At 68.4% G+C, this 16,265-nt stretch carries 18 protein-coding genes; 11 read left to right on the top strand and 7 right to left on the bottom strand.

What is annotated here, in order from left to right; translation table 11 throughout:
- Positions 1-100 precede the first annotated feature (100 nt).
- Genes mdcA through mdcH form a run of 7 tightly spaced genes read left to right on the top strand, consistent with a single transcriptional unit; the run spans position 101 to position 6,239 of the window.
- A complete protein-coding gene (mdcA, locus tag RR42_RS02965; protein ID WP_043343845.1) occupies positions 101-1,759 on the top strand; it encodes a malonate decarboxylase subunit alpha in 1,659 nt (552 codons plus the stop codon).
- The gene (locus RR42_RS02960; RefSeq protein ID WP_043343842.1) at positions 1,759-2,664 is read left to right on the top strand and encodes a triphosphoribosyl-dephospho-CoA synthase; all 906 of its coding nucleotides are present in this window, start codon (positions 1,759-1,761) and stop codon (positions 2,662-2,664) included. The genes mdcA and RR42_RS02960 overlap by 1 nt, the downstream gene beginning before the upstream one ends.
- Positions 2,664-2,978 carry a malonate decarboxylase subunit delta gene (locus RR42_RS02955; protein WP_043343838.1) on the top strand — a complete coding sequence of 105 codons (315 nt, stop codon included), beginning with the start codon at positions 2,664-2,666 and terminating at the stop codon, positions 2,976-2,978. The genes RR42_RS02960 and RR42_RS02955 overlap by 1 nt, the downstream gene beginning before the upstream one ends.
- A complete protein-coding gene (locus RR42_RS02950; RefSeq protein ID WP_043343835.1) occupies positions 2,975-3,826 on the top strand; it encodes a biotin-independent malonate decarboxylase subunit beta in 852 nt (283 codons plus the stop codon). Before RR42_RS02955 ends, RR42_RS02950 begins: the two co-directional genes overlap by 4 nt.
- Complete coding sequence (gene mdcE / locus RR42_RS02945; protein WP_043343831.1) at positions 3,823-4,641, top strand: biotin-independent malonate decarboxylase subunit gamma; 819 nt, start codon at positions 3,823-3,825, stop codon at positions 4,639-4,641. The genes RR42_RS02950 and mdcE overlap by 4 nt, the downstream gene beginning before the upstream one ends.
- 24 nt (positions 4,642-4,665) lie before the next feature.
- On the top strand, positions 4,666-5,304 hold the full coding sequence (locus RR42_RS02940) for a malonate decarboxylase holo-ACP synthase (RefSeq protein ID WP_043343827.1): 639 nt from the start codon (positions 4,666-4,668) through the stop codon (positions 5,302-5,304).
- Positions 5,301-6,239 (top strand): malonate decarboxylase subunit epsilon, encoded by a 939-nt coding sequence (mdcH, locus tag RR42_RS02935; protein WP_043343823.1) that lies wholly within the window; start codon positions 5,301-5,303, stop codon positions 6,237-6,239. The genes RR42_RS02940 and mdcH overlap by 4 nt, the downstream gene beginning before the upstream one ends.
- A 9-nt stretch (positions 6,240-6,248) precedes the next feature.
- Here mdcH and RR42_RS02930 read toward each other — a convergent pair whose 3' ends face one another.
- Complete coding sequence (locus RR42_RS02930; protein WP_006158020.1) at positions 6,249-6,719, bottom strand: Lrp/AsnC family transcriptional regulator; 471 nt, start codon at positions 6,717-6,719, stop codon at positions 6,249-6,251.
- Between the two features lie 163 nt (positions 6,720-6,882).
- Between RR42_RS02930 and RR42_RS02925 the strand changes: the two genes are divergently transcribed.
- Both RR42_RS02925 and RR42_RS02920 read left to right on the top strand, forming a co-directional pair.
- Positions 6,883-7,794: a DMT family transporter gene (locus tag RR42_RS02925; protein ID WP_043343818.1), complete on the top strand. Its 912-nt coding sequence runs from the start codon at positions 6,883-6,885 to the stop codon at positions 7,792-7,794.
- 141 nt (positions 7,795-7,935) lie between these two features.
- Positions 7,936-8,310 carry a hypothetical protein gene (locus RR42_RS02920; protein ID WP_043343814.1) on the top strand — a complete coding sequence of 125 codons (375 nt, stop codon included), beginning with the start codon at positions 7,936-7,938 and terminating at the stop codon, positions 8,308-8,310.
- 51 nt (positions 8,311-8,361) lie between these two features.
- Here the strand turns inward: RR42_RS02920 and RR42_RS02915 are convergent, their stop codons facing one another.
- The 3 genes from RR42_RS02915 to RR42_RS02905 all read right to left on the bottom strand — a co-directional run bounded on the left by RR42_RS02915 (position 8,362) and on the right by RR42_RS02905 (position 11,855).
- Positions 8,362-9,393: a DUF6352 family protein gene (locus RR42_RS02915; RefSeq protein WP_043343812.1), complete on the bottom strand. Its 1,032-nt coding sequence runs from the start codon at positions 9,391-9,393 to the stop codon at positions 8,362-8,364.
- Between the two features lie 220 nt (positions 9,394-9,613).
- Positions 9,614-10,864, bottom strand: coding sequence for a PLP-dependent aminotransferase family protein (locus tag RR42_RS02910; RefSeq protein ID WP_043343809.1), 1,251 nt, complete (start codon positions 10,862-10,864; stop codon positions 9,614-9,616).
- A gap of 34 nt (positions 10,865-10,898) precedes the next feature.
- On the bottom strand, positions 10,899-11,855 hold the full coding sequence (locus RR42_RS02905) for a Bug family tripartite tricarboxylate transporter substrate binding protein (protein WP_052494740.1): 957 nt from the start codon (positions 11,853-11,855) through the stop codon (positions 10,899-10,901).
- A gap of 262 nt (positions 11,856-12,117) precedes the next feature.
- On the opposite strand from RR42_RS02905, the gene RR42_RS02900 reads away from it, so the two are divergent.
- Together RR42_RS02900 and RR42_RS02895 are read left to right on the top strand one after the other, a co-directional pair.
- Positions 12,118-13,059 (top strand): LysR substrate-binding domain-containing protein, encoded by a 942-nt coding sequence (locus tag RR42_RS02900; protein ID WP_043343807.1) that lies wholly within the window; start codon positions 12,118-12,120, stop codon positions 13,057-13,059.
- 117 nt (positions 13,060-13,176) lie between these two features.
- Positions 13,177-13,407, top strand: a complete 231-nt coding sequence (locus tag RR42_RS02895) for a hypothetical protein (protein ID WP_043343805.1) — start codon at positions 13,177-13,179, stop codon at positions 13,405-13,407.
- Positions 13,408-13,734: 327 nt separating this feature from the next.
- Here the strand turns inward: RR42_RS02895 and RR42_RS02890 are convergent, their stop codons facing one another.
- The 3 genes from RR42_RS02890 to RR42_RS40365 all read right to left on the bottom strand — a co-directional run bounded on the left by RR42_RS02890 (position 13,735) and on the right by RR42_RS40365 (position 16,167).
- The gene (locus tag RR42_RS02890) at positions 13,735-14,154 is read right to left on the bottom strand and encodes a carboxymuconolactone decarboxylase family protein (protein ID WP_043343802.1); all 420 of its coding nucleotides are present in this window, start codon (positions 14,152-14,154) and stop codon (positions 13,735-13,737) included.
- A 60-nt stretch (positions 14,155-14,214) separates the two neighbouring features.
- Complete coding sequence (locus RR42_RS02885; protein ID WP_236701966.1) at positions 14,215-15,864, bottom strand: M20/M25/M40 family metallo-hydrolase; 1,650 nt, start codon at positions 15,862-15,864, stop codon at positions 14,215-14,217.
- 141 nt (positions 15,865-16,005) lie between these two features.
- Positions 16,006-16,167: a hypothetical protein gene (locus RR42_RS40365; protein ID WP_158408260.1), complete on the bottom strand. Its 162-nt coding sequence runs from the start codon at positions 16,165-16,167 to the stop codon at positions 16,006-16,008.
- Positions 16,168-16,265 lie beyond the last annotated feature (98 nt).

The raw sequence follows: 16,265 nt of genomic DNA, 5'->3' as shown, positions 1-16,265 counted from the left end.
TTACACCTAGAGTAACGATGCCGCGCCGGGCGTCATTGCTTGCGCTGCGCGCGCTGCGTATCTTGGTGCCATTCCTTGCAGCAAGCACACCGGAGACGCGATGCCGAACCCAGCCACGGACCGACAGTGGGACACCCGCCGCAGCGAAAAGCGCCGACGCATGGCACGCGGCGCCGCCTTTGCCAGCGGCCGGGTCGTGCCCACCGCCGACATCGTCCCATTCCTCGAAGCCATCACCGCGCCGGGCGACCGCGTGGTGCTGGAGGGCAACAACCAGAAGCAGGCCGACTTCCTCTCGCGCTCGCTGGCCGAGGTGGACCCGGCCAAGGTCCACGGCCTGCACATGATCATCCCGAGCGTGAGCCGGGTGGAGCATCTCGACCTGTTCGAGCGCGGCATCGCCAGGAAACTGGACTTCGCTTTTGCCGGCGCGCAGAGCCTGCGCATCTCGCAGTTCCTGGAAGATGGCCAGCTTGAGGTCGGCGCCATCCACACCTACATCGAACTGTACGCGCGGCTCTATGTGGACCTGACGCCCAACATCGTGCTGATCGCCGGCTACAAGGCCGACCGCGACGGCAACCTCTACACCGGCGCCAGCACCGAGGACACGCCCGCGCTGGTGGAGGCCGCGACTTTCCGCGACGGCATCGTGGTGGCCCAGGTCAACGAGATCGTGGATGACCCCGCCGGGCTGCCGCGCGTGGATATCCCCGGCTCCTGGATCGACTACGTGGTGCAGGCCGACAAACCCTTCTTCTGCGAGCCGCTGTTCACGCGCGACCCGCGCCTGATCAAGCCGGTGCATGTGCTGATGGCCATGATGGCGATCCGCGGCGTGTACGAGCGCCACCAGGTGCAGTCGCTCAACCATGGCATCGGCTTTAACACCGCTGCCATCGAACTGATCCTGCCGACCTATGGCGAGTCGCTCGGCCTCAAGGGCAAGATCTGCAAGTACTGGACGCTCAACCCCCACCCCACGCTGATCCCTGCCATCGAGTCGGGCTGGGTACAGAGCGTGCACAGCTTTGGCAGCGAGCTCGGCATGGAGAACTATGTGGCCGCGCGCCCGGATGTGTTCTTCACCGGCGCGGATGGATCGATGCGCTCCAACCGCGCCTTCTGCCAGCTTGCCGGCCAGTACGCGGTGGACCTGTTCATCGGCTCCACGCTGCAGATCGACGGCGACGGCCACTCCTCCACGGTCACGCGCGGGCGCTTGTCCGGTTTTGGCGGCGCGCCCAACATGGGCCACAACCCGGGCGGCCGGCGTCATCCCACGCCGGCGTGGCTCGACCTGATCGAGACCGACGACCCGCTCGCGCGCGGCCGCAAGCTGGTGGTGCAGATGGTGGAGACCTTCCAGGCTGGCGGCAAGCCGACCTTTGTCGAATCGCTCGATGCGGTGCAGGTGGCCAAGGACAGCGGCATGCCGCTGGCGCCGGTGATGATCTACGGCGACGACGTAACGCACGTGCTGACCGAGGAAGGCATCGCCTATCTCTACAAGGCACGCTCGCTGGAGGAGCGCCGCGCCATGCTGGCGGCTGTGGCCGGGGTGACGCCGATCGGCCTGCGCCACGACACCAGCACCACGCGCCGCATGCGCAGCGATGGCCTGATCGCGCTGCCCGAAGACCTCGGCGTGCAGCGCAGCCAGGCTACGCGCTCGCTGCTGGCGGCCAAGAGCATGGCCGACCTGGTCGACTGGTCCGGCGGGCTGTACGAGCCGCCGGCACGCTTCCGGAGCTGGTGATGGCAAGCCTCGCGTTACCTGCCGGGCACCGTGACGATGCCTTCAACCCCGGCGCCATCGCGCTGGCCGATCTCGCCGTCAAGGCACTGATCGACGAGGCCGCGCTGTCGCCCAAGCCCGGGCTGGTGGATGGCCGCGGCAATGGCGCCCACGCCGACCTCAACCTGGACCTGATGCGCGCCTCGGCGCGCGCGCTGCATCCCGCCTTTGCCGAGATGGCGGCGGCGGGCATGTGCGCGGCGCAGCCCAGCGTGGCGTTGCGCGAGCGGCTCGGTGCGCTGGGCCGCGAAGCGGAGGCCGCGATGATGCGCGCCACCGGCGGCATCAACACGCATCGCGGCGCGATCTGGAGCCTGGGGCTGCTGGTCGGCGCGGCGGGCTTGCACCGGCATGGACATAGCGCGCATGGCATAGCCCGCACCGCGGGCGCCATCGCACGCTTGCCCGACCGGCACCGTCCCGCGCGCACGGGCAACAAGGGCGAACGCGCCTGCATCGACTATGGCGTCGCCGGCGCGCGCGGCCAGGCGCAGGCGGGCTTTCCGCATGTGCTGCGCGCTGGCCTGCCCGAGCTGATGCGCAGCCGGGCGCGCGGCGACGCCGAGCCCAGCGCGCGCGTGAATGCATTGCTGGCGATCATGCAGCGGCTCGACGACACCTGCGTGCTGGCCCGCGCCGGCCGCGAAGGGCTGGCGCTGATGCAGCAAGGCGCGAGCCGGGTGCTGGCAGCGGGCGGCATCGGCACGCTGGCCGGCCGCCGCCTGCTGCGCCAGCTCGAAGGCGGCATGCTGGCCTGCAACGCCTCTCCCGGCGGCGCTGCGGACCTGCTCGCCGCCACTTTCTTCCTGGACCGGCTGCCACCCGCAGCGCGGCCGGCCAATGCCCCCGTGCAAGGAGACAAATAATGGAACAGCTTCAGTTCGAATATCCCGCCGGCGCGCCGGCAAGCCAGCGCGTGCTGGTTGGCGTGGTCGGCTCCGGCGATCTCGAAGTCATGGTGGAGCCCGGCACGCCCGGCACCACGCTGGTTCATGTCACCACGTCGGTGGACGGCTACGGCAAGGTCTGGGACGCGCAGCTCTCGCGCGTGTTCAGCGCCGAGCCGCGCGCCGCGATGCGCATCCGCATCCATGATTTCGGCGCCACGCCGGGCGTGGTGGGCATGCGGCTGGCGCAAGCTTTCGAAGCGCTCGGCGGCGATGGCAAGGAGCAAGCATGAACCACGCATCGCTGCTGAACCGCGAGAGCTTCGTCGAGCTCGGCGCGCGCGCCCGCGTGCATGCGCTGCTCGATCCCGGCACCTTGCGCGAACTCGCCGGCCCCTTCGACCAGCTGGTCTCGCCGTGGCTCGAACGCCAGGGCGTGGTGCCGCAGGCGGATGACGGCGTGGTGGTGGCCAAGGGCCGCATCGACGGCCATCCTGCGGTGGTCCTCGCCATCGAAGGCGCGTTCCAGGGCGGCAGCCTGGGCGAAGTGGGCGGCGCCAAGATCGCCGGCGCGCTGGAGCTGGCGGCGCAGGACAACCGGCGCGGCGTGCCCACGCGCGCGGTGATCCTGTTCGAGACCGGCGGCGTGCGGCTGCAGGAGGCCAACCTGGGACTGGCAGCCATCGCTGAGATCCACGCGGGCATCGTCGACCTGCGCCGCTACCAGCCAGTGGTAGGCGTGATCGCCGGCACCGTGGGCTGCTTCGGCGGCATGTCGATCGCGGCCGGCCTGTGCAGCTGCCTGGTGGTGACGCGCGAGGCTCGCCTCGGCCTGAACGGGCCGGCGGTGATCGAGCAGGAAGCGGGCATTGCCGAATACGATTCGCGTGACCGGCCCTTTATCTGGAGCTTTACCGGGGGCGAGCAACGCATTGCCACGGGCCTGGCGGATCGCTACGTGGAGGATGACAGCGATGCCATTCGCACCACGGTGCGCGAGGTCCTGGCACAAGGCGTGCCGGCCGTGCACCGCAGCGAGCGCTACGCGCATTACCTGCAACGGCTGGCCGAATACGATCCGGCGCGCCAGCCGGAGCCGCAAACCGTCCGCACCATCTACACACACGGAGCAACGCCATGAGTTCAGCAAACACGCAGGGCCGCGGCGAGGCCTGGCTCGCCGCGCTGACGCGCAACGCTGCGCGCCGCCCCGGCTATCCCGCCACCGTGCAGGTAGCCGACGCCGAACTGGCCGGCCAGCCGGCACGCTTTATCGCCGTGGTGCCCGACCCCACCAACGCCTACCCGCGCGTGCGCGACGGCGAAGTCGGCCTGCTCGAAGGCTGGTCGCTGGCGCGCGCCGTGCACGAGATCGTGCAGGCCGACCGCGGTGCCGCCATCAAGCGGCCCATCGTGGCCATCGTCGATACGCCCAGCCAGGCTTATGGACGGCGCGAGGAAGCCTTCGGCATTCATCAGTCGCTGGCGGGCGCGGCCGATGCCTACGCCACGGCGCGGCTGCAAGGGCATCCGGTGATCGCGCTGCTGGTCGGGCGCGCCATGTCGGGGGCCTTCCTCGCGCACGGCTACCAGGCCAACCGCCTGATCGCGCTGAGTGATGCCGGCGTGCAGGTACACGCCATGGGCAAGCAGGCCGCCGCGCGCATCACCATGCGCAGCGTGGAGGACCTGGAGAGCTTCGCCGCCACCGTGCCGCCAATGGCGTATGACATTGGCAACTACGCCACGCTGGGCCTGCTGTGCAAGCGGGTCAGCGTCAACCACGCGGCGCTGCCCGACGAGGCCGATCTCGATACCGTGCATGGCGCGCTGCAAGCCGCGCTGACGGATATCCAGGCGGATCCGCAACGGGATCTGCGCAGCCGCCTGGGTGGAGAAAACCGCCAGGCTTCCAGCCGTGTGCGCGAAGTGCTCGCGCACCAGTGGCAGGACTGAGCCATTGCACGACCGGCGCATGAGATGACCACAAGCACGCTCCTGCCGCATGACCTGCTGTGGCTCGCGGACGCACCAGGCTTCGCCCGTGCCAATGCGCTGCCGCAGTGGGCCAGTGCCGACTGGCTCGCGCAAGCCCCGCTGGTGGTGCGGCGCGATGGCGCCATCGATGGCCGCATCCCGGTCGGGCTGCGCGGCACCACGCGCGCGCAGCGCCACGCAGCGTGGCTGCCCGCCGCGCAGGTAGCGCGCGTGGTCACGCCGGGCATGCTCGCGCGGCAGGCACGTTGGCGGGATCATCCGCGCCGCGCCGCATTGCCTGCGCTCGCCGCGCTGGCGCGCATCGCGCCAGCGCTGGATGCTGCGCAGGTGGACTGGGGCGTGACCGGCAGCGTCGGCTTTACGCTGGCCAGCAGCATCGACGTGCTGCACGCGGGCAGCGACCTGGACCTGCTGGTTACGGCGAGCGCGCCGCTTTCGGCCGAACTGGCCCACACCCTGGCTGCCTTGCTCGACGATGCGCAAGCGCGCATCGACATCCAGGTGGCCACGCCGTTTGGCGCGTTCGCACTGCGCGAGCGCGTGCGCACCGGCGGCCGCGTGTTGCTCAAAACGGCGACTGGCCCTGTCATGAGCCAGGACCCTTGGCAGCCGCAGCCATGAGCACACTATTCACCTTTCCGGGGCAAGGCGCCCAGCGCCCCGGCATGCTGCATGCGCTGCCCGACCACCCTGCCGTGCGCGCGACCGTAAGCGAGACCAGCGAAGTGCTCGGGCGCGATGTGCTGGCGCTGGACAGCGCGGCCGAGCTCGCGTCCACCGTGGCCGTGCAGTTGTGCCTGTTGACCGCTGGCGTGGCGATGGCGCGCTGCCTGCTTGCCGAAGGCGCCAAACCCGATGCCGTGGCCGGCCTGTCGATCGGCGCCTTCCCGGCGGCGGTCTGCGCAGGCGTGCTGGACCATGCCGATGCGGCGAGGCTGGTGGCGCTGCGCGCAAGGCTGATGGAGCAGGCATATCCGAGCGGCTATGGCATGACGGCGATCCTCGGCATGGAGCTGGGCCCGCTGGAGCGCATCATCGCGCAGGTGCACGGACCGGCGTCGCCGGTCTACCTGGCCAATCTCAACGCGCCCGCCCAGTTCGTGATTGCCGGCGCCGCGGCGGCCATGGCGCGCGTTGCGAAGCGGGCGCTGGACAGTGGCGCGCACGCGGCCAAACCCATTGCGATCAGCGTGCCCTCGCACTGCGCGCTGCTCGACGGCGCGGCAACCAGGCTCGCGCGCGCGTTCGAGGGTGTGCGCATCAACCGCCCGCGCCTGCGCTACTTCAGTGCTAGCGCGGCACGCGAGCTGCGCGATCCGGCGCGCATCGCCGCCGACCTGGCGCGCAACCTTGCCGTGCCGGTACGCTGGCACGAGGCCATGCTGCTGGCGCGCGAATGCGGCGTGCGCCTGGCGGTGGAATTGCCACCCGGCAACGTGCTGACGCGGCTGGCCGCGCCGCTGCTGCCGGACGGCATCGCCGTGGCCTGCGCCGACACGCGCATCGACAGCGTGGTGGCGCTCACGGCGCGCGAAGCGCTGCGGGCGTCGTCCTGAACCGGGCCATCAGCCCAGCGGCAACGCCGTGCTGTACAGGACCTGCTTGAGCGCAAAGCTGGAGCGGATGCTGGACACGCCGGGAATGCGCGTGATCTGGTCGATGATCAGCCGCTCCAGCGCTTCCACATCGGCCACCACCACGCGCAGCAGGTAGTCCGCATCGCCCGACATCAGGTAGCACTCCATCACCTGCGGCAGCGTGGTGATGCGCCGCTCGAAGGCATCCAGGGTTTCGCGGCGCTGCTTGTCCAGCGAGATCTGGATAAACACCACCACCTTCAGGCCGAGCCGGCGCGCGTCCAGCAGCGTGACACGGCGCGAGATCACGCCTTGCTTTTCCAGCTGCTTGACCCGCGCCAGGCAGGGCGAGGGCGACAGGCTGACGCGGCTGGCCAGTTCCACGTTGGTCAGGCTGGCGTCTCGCTGCAGCTCGTTGAGAATCCGGATATCCGTGGCGTCCAGGTCGATGTCCAGCACGTTGCGCTCCTGTTTATTCGTATAGCAGCATTCTATGCCGCAACGACACGCATTTGCAGCCGCCTTCGGTTTTTGCTGCGGCGCAATAAACCGTAGACTTTCCAGCCTCCCCCTTCCCAGCTCGTGGCGGCGGGACAAACTGTTCAAAGCGTCGAGTCGAAGCATGCAAGCACAACAAGGATGGCGCCGGTTTATTCCCCTCGCCTGCGCCGTGGCGATCTGGGGCGGCAACTGGCCGGTCATGAAGCTGGGCCTGACCCACGTCAGCCCACTCTGGTTTGCCGCAGCGCGCTTCGTCTCGGCCGCCGCCATCAGCTTCCTGGTGCTGGGCGCGTTTCGCCGGCTGCGCCTGCCCACGCGGCAGGAATGGCCGCTGGTGATCGGCGTGGGCCTGCTGCAGATGGCGGCCTTCACCGCGCTGGCGCTGTGGGCGCTGCAGTACGTGCCGCCGGGGCGGGCCTCGGTGATCGCCTATGCCACCTCGGTGTGGGTGATTCCGCTGTCGTCGCTGGTGCTCAAGGAGCGGCTGTCGCGCCCGCAGTGGATCGCCACCGGCCTGAGCTATGCCGGCATCGCGCTGATGATCGCCCCGGCCGTGCGGGACTGGCAGTTGCATACCGCCGTGGGCCTTGTGATGCTGCTCGGCGCGTCGCTGGCCTGGTCGCTCAGCATCATCCAGCTGCGCGCCAACCGCACGGTGCGCCTGGGCGCGGACATGATCCCGTGGGAAACCGCCGTGGCCTCGGTGCCGCTGGTGGTGCTGGCACTGCTGCGTGACGGCGCGCCCCACTTCCTCGAAGTGCCGCAGATCTGGCCGCTGCTGTTCTACACCGGACCGCTGGCCACCGCGCTGACCTTTATCGTGGTGCTCAACATGACGCAGGCCTTGCCGCCTGCAGCCACCTCGATCGCCATGCTGTGCGTGCCGCTGATCGGGCTGGTGGTCTCGGCGGTGGCGTTCCAGGAGCGGATCTCGGCGGATCTGTCGGCCGGGCTGGCGCTGATCGCGCTGGGGGTGGCAACGTCGGCGCTGGCGCCGTGGCTGGGACGGCGGCTGCAATGGCGCGGCGCCTGATGCTTGTCGCCATACCACACGCAAGGATGCTTTGGAAATTAAGCATCAAACGTTACAAGAAGACACAGTTGTATTACCCCGCTAATACCTGACATCGGCGCGCCGATCTACAGTGGAGCCAATCACTAACCGGAGCCACCCGTGCGGAAATTTGCCACCCTTTGCGCCATTGCTGCTGTTGCAGGCCTTGCTTCCGGCGCCGCATCTGCCCGCGTGGATGTGGACATCGGCATCGGCTTGCCCGGCCCGGTGTTTGTCGCGCCGGCTCCGGTCTACCAGCCAGCCCCCGTGTACCAGGCCGCGCCAGTCTATGAACCGGCCCCAGTGTATGTGCAACCGCAGCCGGTGGTAGTGGCGGGCCCTGGTTACTATGGCCCCGGCTACTACGGCCCCGGTGTGCGCGAGCGCGCCTGGCGCGAACGCGAATGGCGCGAGCGGCAGTGGCGTGAACGCGATCGGCGCGAGCGTGATTGGCACGAACATGACCATGACCGCGACCGCGAATGGCGCCGTTGATGGCGCGGACGTGGCTCCTCCTGCTGGCCGTGGTGCTGCTGCGGCCAGCGGCTACGAGATCGAGGCCAGAGGCAGGTTCAGCAGCAGATTCTGCGGCTTCACCTTGAGGATCCCGGCCTCGCTCATCGCCGCCGCCAGGTAGACGGGCCGGCCAGCCACATCCGGGCGCACCACGGATGGATCGGCAAAATCCAGCCGGAACAGCGACAAGATGCGCCGCTGCCGCACCGGCTCCAGTTCCACACCGCGATACAGGTCATTGAGCAACAGCGTGGCCTGCGCGTCCAGCCCGATATGCCAGGCCCATTGCCGGTCCTCGATCGCGGAGAGCGGCATCACCGTCACCTCCACCCCGAAGAAATGCCGCACCCAACGCGCGAGCACGCGGCTGAACGCCGCCAGCGCCGCACTGCCGCTGGCAAAGCGGATCACCGTGTCGTGGCGTTCGCTGCGTCCCCAGTAAGCCTGCGCGTTATCGCGATCCAGCACATCCAGTTCCACCTTGCGCGCCGGGACCTGCGCTTCGGCCAGCATGCGGCCTAGCTCGCCGTAGACACTGCCCGACGCGTGCAGCTCGACGGTGGCGGTATCGGCCAGCATCACCCCGCCTTCCTGCAGCGACACCTTCTGTGCGCGGGAGAACAACTCCGCGGCGCGCCACTCCATCGGATCCGGCTTGTCACTGTCATGCAGGATGCCGTGCACGATCAGGTGCGCGAGCTGGTCGATAAACACCGGTGGCACGCTGACGTTGCCCTCGCGGAAGATATCCAGATAGGCCGCCTCGATGGTCGGCGCGGCAAGCAGGCGCTCGCGCATGGCCAGCACCACGGCGTAGTTGTCGCGGGCATCGGGGTCTTGCAAGGCGGCGAGCTCGCTGGCTGGCACGGCCCGCCGTGGCTCGGCGATCAACGCCGCATGCAGCGCTCGCTCGGCGTCGCACGATTCGTCCACCGGCGCCACCTCCGGGCGGCGCCACCACATCCGCAGCAGGTGGTCGCCGGCCAGCAACTGGCCGTCGCCGTCGCGCGCGGCGGGGTCGAAGCCGGAATGGGGCCAGCGCTCGGGGGCGGAGTCAACCATGGTGGGGTAGCAGACAAGGGGGAGCCTCAGTATCCCATAGGGCGCGGTGCTCTCCGAGCGGGCGGTAGTTAGCCCAGCGATTCACGACGAGTTCGGCCGAGCCTGAAGTGCTGATCAATCGCTGTGAGATTCGCCGTGGAAATGCACCCGATGAACAGCTCGGCGCTGGCCATCCCGCGCGTGCAATACGGCAGGTTGCGCAACCATGCCATTGCCCGCGTCAGCCGGCTGTGGCCGCCTGCCCCGCGCCGCCCCGGCTGGCCACTACCGCCTGCCGCAAACGCGCTACGCCTTGCACGATCTGCGCATCGGACGCGGTGGCGAACGATAGCCGCAGCGCGGGCGAGCGCTGCCCGTCCACGCCAAAACTGGCGCCCGGCACATACATCACGCGCGCCGCGATGGCGTGCGGCAACAGGCTGGCCGCGTCGGCCACGCCGTCGATCTCGCACCACAGGAACATGCCGCCTTGCGGGATTTCGCAGCGCAGCGCAGGGCCGAAAGCATCGGCCAGGGCCCGCACCATCAGGTCGCGCTTGTGACGGTAGAGGTCGATGATGCGCGCGGTCTGGCGGGGCAGCAGCCCATCCTCCAGGCAGCTTGCCATGGCGAGCTGCAGCCACGGCGAGGTGCACAGATCGCAGACTTGCTTGGCGATCACCGCGCGCCGCAGGATTTCGGCGGGCCCGGCCATCCAGCCCAGGCGCAGCCCGGGCGCCATGGTCTTGGAGAAGCTGCCGAGGTAGATCACCCACGGTGTCAGCGCGGGATCCTGCGCGGCCAGCGACAGCAGCGAGGGCAGCGGCTCGCCGTCAAAGCGCAGGCTGCCGTAGGGATCGTCTTCCACCACCACGATGCGGTGCTGCGCGGCGAGCGCGAGCACGGCGCGGCGGCGCGCCAGCGCCAGCGTGCGCCCGCTCGGATTGGCGAAGGTAGGCACCAGGTAGAGCAGGCGCGGCCGTTCGGCGTCGGGGCAATCCGCCAGCATGGCGGCAAGGGCCTGCACGCACAGCCCGTCCTGATCGGAAGGGATGGCGCGCACGGCGGCGCCGGCCAGCCGCAGCGCCTGCACGGCGGCGGGATAGGTCGGCGTTTCCACCCACACCGGCGTGCCCGGCGCGACAAAGGCCCGCACCAGCAGGTCGAAGCCTTGCTGCGAGCCCGAAGTCACCACGACCTGCTCCGGCGGCAACGGCGCGCCGCGCTCCCCCATCAGCGCGGACAATGCCTGGCGCAGCGCCGGCATGCCCTCGGTCGGCCCGTACTGCAGGCATTGCGCGGAATTGGTGGCCATGGCCTTGGACGCGGCATCCTGCAGCGCGGCGGCATCGAAGCTGGCTGGCGAGGGGTAGCCGCCCGCGAACGAGATCATGTCCGGCAGGCTCATGTAGGGAAACAGCTCGCGAATGGGCGAGCCTTGCGGCTCCCGCATGGCCGGCGCGAACGCGTACGGATGGACTGGCGTGCTCATGAGAGGCTCGGTGTGGGATCAGTCGATCAATCGATCAGTCGACGGTGGCGCCAGAGAGCTTGACGATTTCGCCCCACTTGCGGCGATCGTTGCGCACCAGTTCGGCGAACGCTTCCGGCGAGTTCGGCGCCAGCTCGGCGCCCTGCTCGCGCAGCTTGGCCTGGATGGCGGGATCGCTGGTGGCGCGTGCCAGGTCGCGGCTGATCTTCTGTGCAATCGCGGCGGGCAGGCCCTTGGGCGCAAACAGGCCGAACCACGGGCTGGCATCGAAGCCTTCAACCGGCCCGGCCGCCGCCACCGTGGGCACATTGGGCAGCGCCGCCGAACGGACCGCGGAGGTAACCGCCAGCGCCTTGAGCTTGCCGGCACGGACGAACTGGATCGATGCGGGCAAGTTATCGAACATCACGTCGACGCTGCCGCCCATCAGGTCGGCCAGCGCCGGGCTGCTGCCCTTGTAGGCAACGTGGCTCATCTGCGTGCCGGTCATGCGCTGGAACAACTCGCCCGCCAGATGGGTCGACGTGCCGTTGCCGGCCGAGGCCATGTTGACCTTGGCGGGATTGGCCTTGAGGTAGGCGATGAACTCCGCCAGCGTGGTCACGCGGGCGCGCTCGGCAAATGCCGGCGAGATCACCACGACATTGGGCACCTTGGCCACGAGCGAAACGGGCACGAAGTCCGCCGCAGCGTCGTAGGGCAGCTTCTTGTACAGCGTGGGATTGATGCCAAACTCGCCGACCGAGCCCATCAGCAGCGTGTAGCCATCCGCCGGCGACTTGGCCGCCGCGCCGGTGCCAACGATGCCGCCGGCGCCAGGACGATTGTCCACCAGCACCGGCTGCTTCCACATCACGGTGAGCTGGTCACCAATCATGCGCGCGACCATGTCGGTGGTGCCGCCGGCCGGATACGGCACGATGATGCGGACCGGCTTGTTAGGGAAGTCGTCCGCACTGGCCGTGGCCGCGGTCACGGCCAGCAAACCCATTGAAATGCCGCAATGGCCGATGATGCGAAGCAGTCGATTCATGCCGGTCTCCTCGTTTCCTTATTGGTTGTGATGTCCCGTCTCTGGTCTCTTGGGGGGCGGGGAACGCCGGAAGGCCCATAGGCAACATCCGGGAGTTCGGCATTTTTAGTCATCAACTTTTTTACATCAAGCGAGATTTACGCATAGGATGATGACTTTCATGCATCAACCTGGGATGCCAGTGAGATGCCCAAGTCAACCGCCCCTTGCCACTCGCCCCATGAGCGCCTCCCGCATTCCCAGCCTCAGCAGCCTGCGCGCCTTCGAAGCCGCGGCCCGCCACCAGAACCTGCGCCGGGCCGCGGCGGAACTCTGCCTGAGCGAGAGCGCCGTCTCGCGCCAGATCGCCACACTGGAAAGCCAGCTCGGCGTGGCGCTGTTCCACCGCGCCAACCAGCGCGTCAGCCTGACGCCGGCCGGATCGCTCTACGGCTACCAGGTACGGGAAAGCCTGCAAAAGCTGCAGCGCGACACCCTGGACATCATGGCGCACGAGGGCGCGGGCGGTATCGTGGAACTGGCCTGCGTGCCGACCCTGGCGGTGGAATGGCTGATCCCCCGCTTGCCCGCGTTCTACGCGCAACATCCGCAGGTGGTGGTCAACTTCAGCGCACAAGCGGATGTGTTCCTGTTCGACGGCACACCATACGACGCTGCCATCCACTACGGCGAAGCCAACTATCCGGGCGGCCGCGCCGACCCGCTGTTCGATGAAGAATCGGTGCCGATCTGCCATCCGGAGCTGTTTGCCGGCGAGGGGCCGGTCAGCGCCCAGCGGATCGCGCGGGCGCCCTTGCTGCACCTGTCGACGCGCCGGCTGGACTGGAAGAACTGGATGGAGGCGGCCGGCGTGGGCGACGTCAACGCCATGCGCGGCACGCGCTACGACCACCACAGCATGGTGATAAGCGCCGCCCGCGCCAAGCTGGGCGTGGGCCTGGTGCCGCGCTTCCTGGTGGAGGAGTACCTGGCGCTGGGCCTGCTGGCGATGCCGGTGGCGCAGGCCATGCGCTCGCAGCGCGCCTACTACCTGGTGGCGCCGGACTCGCGGCCAATGAGCGATGCGATGTCGCGCCTGCGGACCTGGCTGCTGGCGGCGGCGCAGGATTTTGCTGCGCGGCAGGCCTCCGGGCGGGCCCCGGGGCTTGCACGGGACATTTAATCAGAAAATTTGAACATCGAATACGATACAAGGGCCCTTATCGATCTCGCGCCGGATCTATCCTTTGTCACATGGAGACGGAACATGTTCTCCCAATTTCAACAAGGCAGATAGATCATGAGAATTACCACCGCCCGCCTGTTCTTCGCTGCCGCCATCGCTGGCACCGCCCTGCTCTCCCTGAACTCCGCCTTTGCCGCGGACGCCCGCGGCACCCATGCCGGCGACAACTACGGCTACGTGCACCGCTCGGCCGACGCCTACACCGATGGCGCGCGCAAGGTCGACGCGCTCAGCGACGGCGCCCGCACGGTCAAGCACGACTATCCGTTCGGTTTCTCCGTGTGAGCATCCAGCAAGCGCCGCGCAGACAGCACGGGAAGCACAGACAGCACGGATAGCAGGAACACATCATGACCATCAAAGACACCGCCCTGATCCTCGCCGGATGGATCGCCGCCTGCCTGGGCAGCGGCTACCTCGTGACTTTCGCCGCGCAGGCGCTGCAGCGCTAGAGGCCATTTCAAGGAAATTCTGGCGTCGTTGCACGGCATTGCCGTACCACTTGTACTGCCTGCGGCCGCGCGCCTATCTCAGGGATGGCACGAATGCCAGCCTGGGGGAACGCCCCTATCTCTCTGCCCCAAGCCTGTCCCCCCGCCTGCTACCGCCGGCTCAGCCCTTCACGTTGGCGGCCTCCAGCACGTCGGCCAGCTTGCGCCCCGCGTCCAGCGCCGCCGGAAAGCCACAGTACACCGCGCTGTGCACCACCAGTTCACGCAATTCCTGCGGCGTCACGCCGTTGGCCAGGGCGCCGCGCAGATGGCCGGTCAGTTCCTGCGGCCGGTTGAGCGCGATCAGCATCGATACCGTGGCCAGGCTGCGCTGCTTGCGATCCAGGCCGTCACGCGTCCACACCGTGCCCCAGGCGAACTCCGTCACCAGTTGCTGCAGGCCAACGTCGCCCTGCTGTTGCGCGGCGTCGAACGCGCGCTGCACGTATTGTTCGCCCATGACTTCCGAACGTACCTGCCGACCGGCTTCGAAGGCCGGCGTTTGCGCGTAAGCGGCGGGATCTTGCCTGGCTTGCGTCATCTTGCTATCTCCTGTGATGGCATGGGTCGGGCAGGCGCGGCGCGCCTGCGGCGTTGCGCCTTACTTGAACGGTGTCTGCAGAATGCCCATCACGGTACGGATGCCATCGCGGTAGTTGCCCAGCCGCATGTTCTCGTCGTAGCTGTGCTGGTTGTTGTCCGCATTGACCAGCGGCACGATCACGAACGGCGCCTGCAGCGCCTGCACCGCCGCGCCGGTCGGCACGGTGCCGCCCATCATGCGGATCTGCACCGGCGCCTTGCCGTAGGACTGCTGCATGGCCTGTGTGAGCCACTGGCTGATCGGCGCCGACAGGTCCGTGCGCGCGGCGGAGCTGGAGGCCGAGACCTCGCCCGCGGTGACCGCGGCAAGCTTGGGATAGCGCGCGCGTTCCTCGTCGGTGGGCTCACCCTTGACCAGGTGGTAGCCCTGTTTTTCCACGTGCTGCCTGACGAGGGCGAACAGGGATTGCGGGCTGGTCTCCGGCACGGTGCGGATATCGATATCGGCCACCGCCACTTCCGGAATGATGGTGCGGGCCTTCTCGCCCACGTCGCCGGCGGCCATGCCGCGCACGTTCAGCGTGGGGTACTGCATGGCCTCCTGGTAGTTGGCCCCAACCCGCTCGGCGCGCGCGATGCCCAGGCGGCGGCGCAGCGCGGCCTCGTCGTCGGGCACGGCGGCCATGATGCGGCGCGCGCGTTCATCGATCTTCACCGGCTTGTAGTAGCCGGCAATGGTGACGCGGCCGTCGTCGTCCTTCATGGTGGCAAGCAGGTTCGCCAGCCGCTGCGCGGGGTTGGCGGCATAGTTGCCATAGTGGCCGCTGTGCAGGCCCTGGCTGGCGCCGAACACCTTGAGCTGTACCAGCAGCACGCCGCGGTTGCCGAAGATCAGCGTGGGCTGGTTGCTCTGGTGCATGGGGCCATCGAAGATCACCATGCCGTCATTGCGCAGCAGCGCCAGGTTGTCCGCGATCACCTTGCCCAGCGACGGCGAGCCCTTCTCTTCCTCGGAATCCAGCAGCACCTTGATATCGACCGCAGGCTCCACCCCGGCGGCCTTGAGCGCATCCATGGCGGCCAGGAACATCACGATGGGGCCCTTGTCGTCCGACGACGAACGCCCGAACACGCGCCACTCGGGATCGACCTGGCCGGCATAGAGTTTGTCCAGCGGCAGCGTTTCCCACTTGCCATCGGCGCTGCGCGCCTTGAGCGTAGCCCCCCACGGGCTGGGCTGCGCCCATTGCGACGGCGTCACCGACTGGCCGTCGAAATGCATGTAGAACAGCACGGTCTTGCGCGGGCCAGCGCTTTGCTGCGTGCTGGCGGGATACTCGGCGTAGACCATCGGCTTGCCGTTATTGGGCAGCTCGCGCGCCTGGAAGCCACGCCGGGCGAAAGCCTTGACCAGCCAGTCCGCGTTCTTCTGGATATCCGCCGGCACGGTGGCGTCGTTGGGCAGCGCCAGCAATTCGACCCATTCGCGGTAACTGCGCGCCGCGGCCTGGTCGGCCTGCTGCTGTAGCTGCACGCGGTCGAGCGTGGCGGCATGCGCGCCAGCGGCCAGCAGCACGGCGCCGAGGGTGCCGCACACGGTCGCGCGGACAGCGCTGCGCAAGGGGAACTTGAAGATGCAGGAATGGGTATGCAGGGGGGCGCGATGCGGCGCGCTGGCTGGCGCGCGGGCGCGGGAACGTAGTCTCATGGCTCTTGTTGGATAGGAAAGTGCATGTCGACGGATACGACGGGCGGGCCGCAAGACAGCCGCGCGGCCCGGCACCCGGCAGTCTGAACCGCTACATGCAACTTGTCCACGCACGGCGCCCCTGGCGGCGCGCAGGCCCCTTCAGGGACCCTGCTCGTCGGGCGACTGGGAAAAGCCCTCCTCGCGGCGCGCAATGGCACTGGCCAGCCCGAATTCCATGGCAAAAAGCAGGATCAGCGCGAGCATGGCCAGCGCGCCGATCGCCAACCGATAGTAGATCCACATGACGGCAAGCCGGAACATCCGACAGAGTTGTCCTATCTGCAGCGTAGATTTCCCCGCATCAAAAAGGCGCCGAGATGCCACGGCACGGTGCAAAGAAACCGTCAAAACGGGAAATT

This window comes from Cupriavidus basilensis (assembly GCF_000832305.1).
Taxonomy (GTDB): domain Bacteria; phylum Pseudomonadota; class Gammaproteobacteria; order Burkholderiales; family Burkholderiaceae; genus Cupriavidus; species Cupriavidus basilensis_F.
The sequence above is the reverse complement of the archived record's forward strand: the minus strand, read 5'-3'. Positions and strand labels throughout refer to the sequence as shown.

Coding starts and splice junctions, on each gene's coding strand:
- mdcA (WP_043343845.1), top strand. CDS start 101: ATGCCGAACCCAGCCACGGACCGACAGTGGGACACCCGCCGCAGCGAA.
- RR42_RS02960 (WP_043343842.1), top strand. CDS start 1,759: ATGGCAAGCCTCGCGTTACCTGCCGGGCACCGTGACGATGCCTTCAAC.
- RR42_RS02955 (WP_043343838.1), top strand. CDS start 2,664: ATGGAACAGCTTCAGTTCGAATATCCCGCCGGCGCGCCGGCAAGCCAG.
- RR42_RS02950 (WP_043343835.1), top strand. CDS start 2,975: ATGAACCACGCATCGCTGCTGAACCGCGAGAGCTTCGTCGAGCTCGGC.
- mdcE (WP_043343831.1), top strand. CDS start 3,823: ATGAGTTCAGCAAACACGCAGGGCCGCGGCGAGGCCTGGCTCGCCGCG.
- RR42_RS02940 (WP_043343827.1), top strand. CDS start 4,666: ATGACCACAAGCACGCTCCTGCCGCATGACCTGCTGTGGCTCGCGGAC.
- mdcH (WP_043343823.1), top strand. CDS start 5,301: ATGAGCACACTATTCACCTTTCCGGGGCAAGGCGCCCAGCGCCCCGGC.
- RR42_RS02925 (WP_043343818.1), top strand. CDS start 6,883: ATGCAAGCACAACAAGGATGGCGCCGGTTTATTCCCCTCGCCTGCGCC.
- RR42_RS02915 (WP_043343812.1), bottom strand. CDS start 9,393: ATGGTTGACTCCGCCCCCGAGCGCTGGCCCCATTCCGGCTTCGACCCC.
- RR42_RS02910 (WP_043343809.1), bottom strand. CDS start 10,864: ATGAGCACGCCAGTCCATCCGTACGCGTTCGCGCCGGCCATGCGGGAG.
- RR42_RS02905 (WP_052494740.1), bottom strand. CDS start 11,855: ATGGGTTTGCTGGCCGTGACCGCGGCCACGGCCAGTGCGGACGACTTC.
- RR42_RS02900 (WP_043343807.1), top strand. CDS start 12,118: ATGAGCGCCTCCCGCATTCCCAGCCTCAGCAGCCTGCGCGCCTTCGAA.
- RR42_RS02895 (WP_043343805.1), top strand. CDS start 13,177: ATGAGAATTACCACCGCCCGCCTGTTCTTCGCTGCCGCCATCGCTGGC.
- RR42_RS02890 (WP_043343802.1), bottom strand. CDS start 14,154: ATGACGCAAGCCAGGCAAGATCCCGCCGCTTACGCGCAAACGCCGGCC.
- RR42_RS02885 (WP_236701966.1), bottom strand. CDS start 15,864: ATGAGACTACGTTCCCGCGCCCGCGCGCCAGCCAGCGCGCCGCATCGC.
- RR42_RS40365 (WP_158408260.1), bottom strand. CDS start 16,167: ATGTTCCGGCTTGCCGTCATGTGGATCTACTATCGGTTGGCGATCGGC.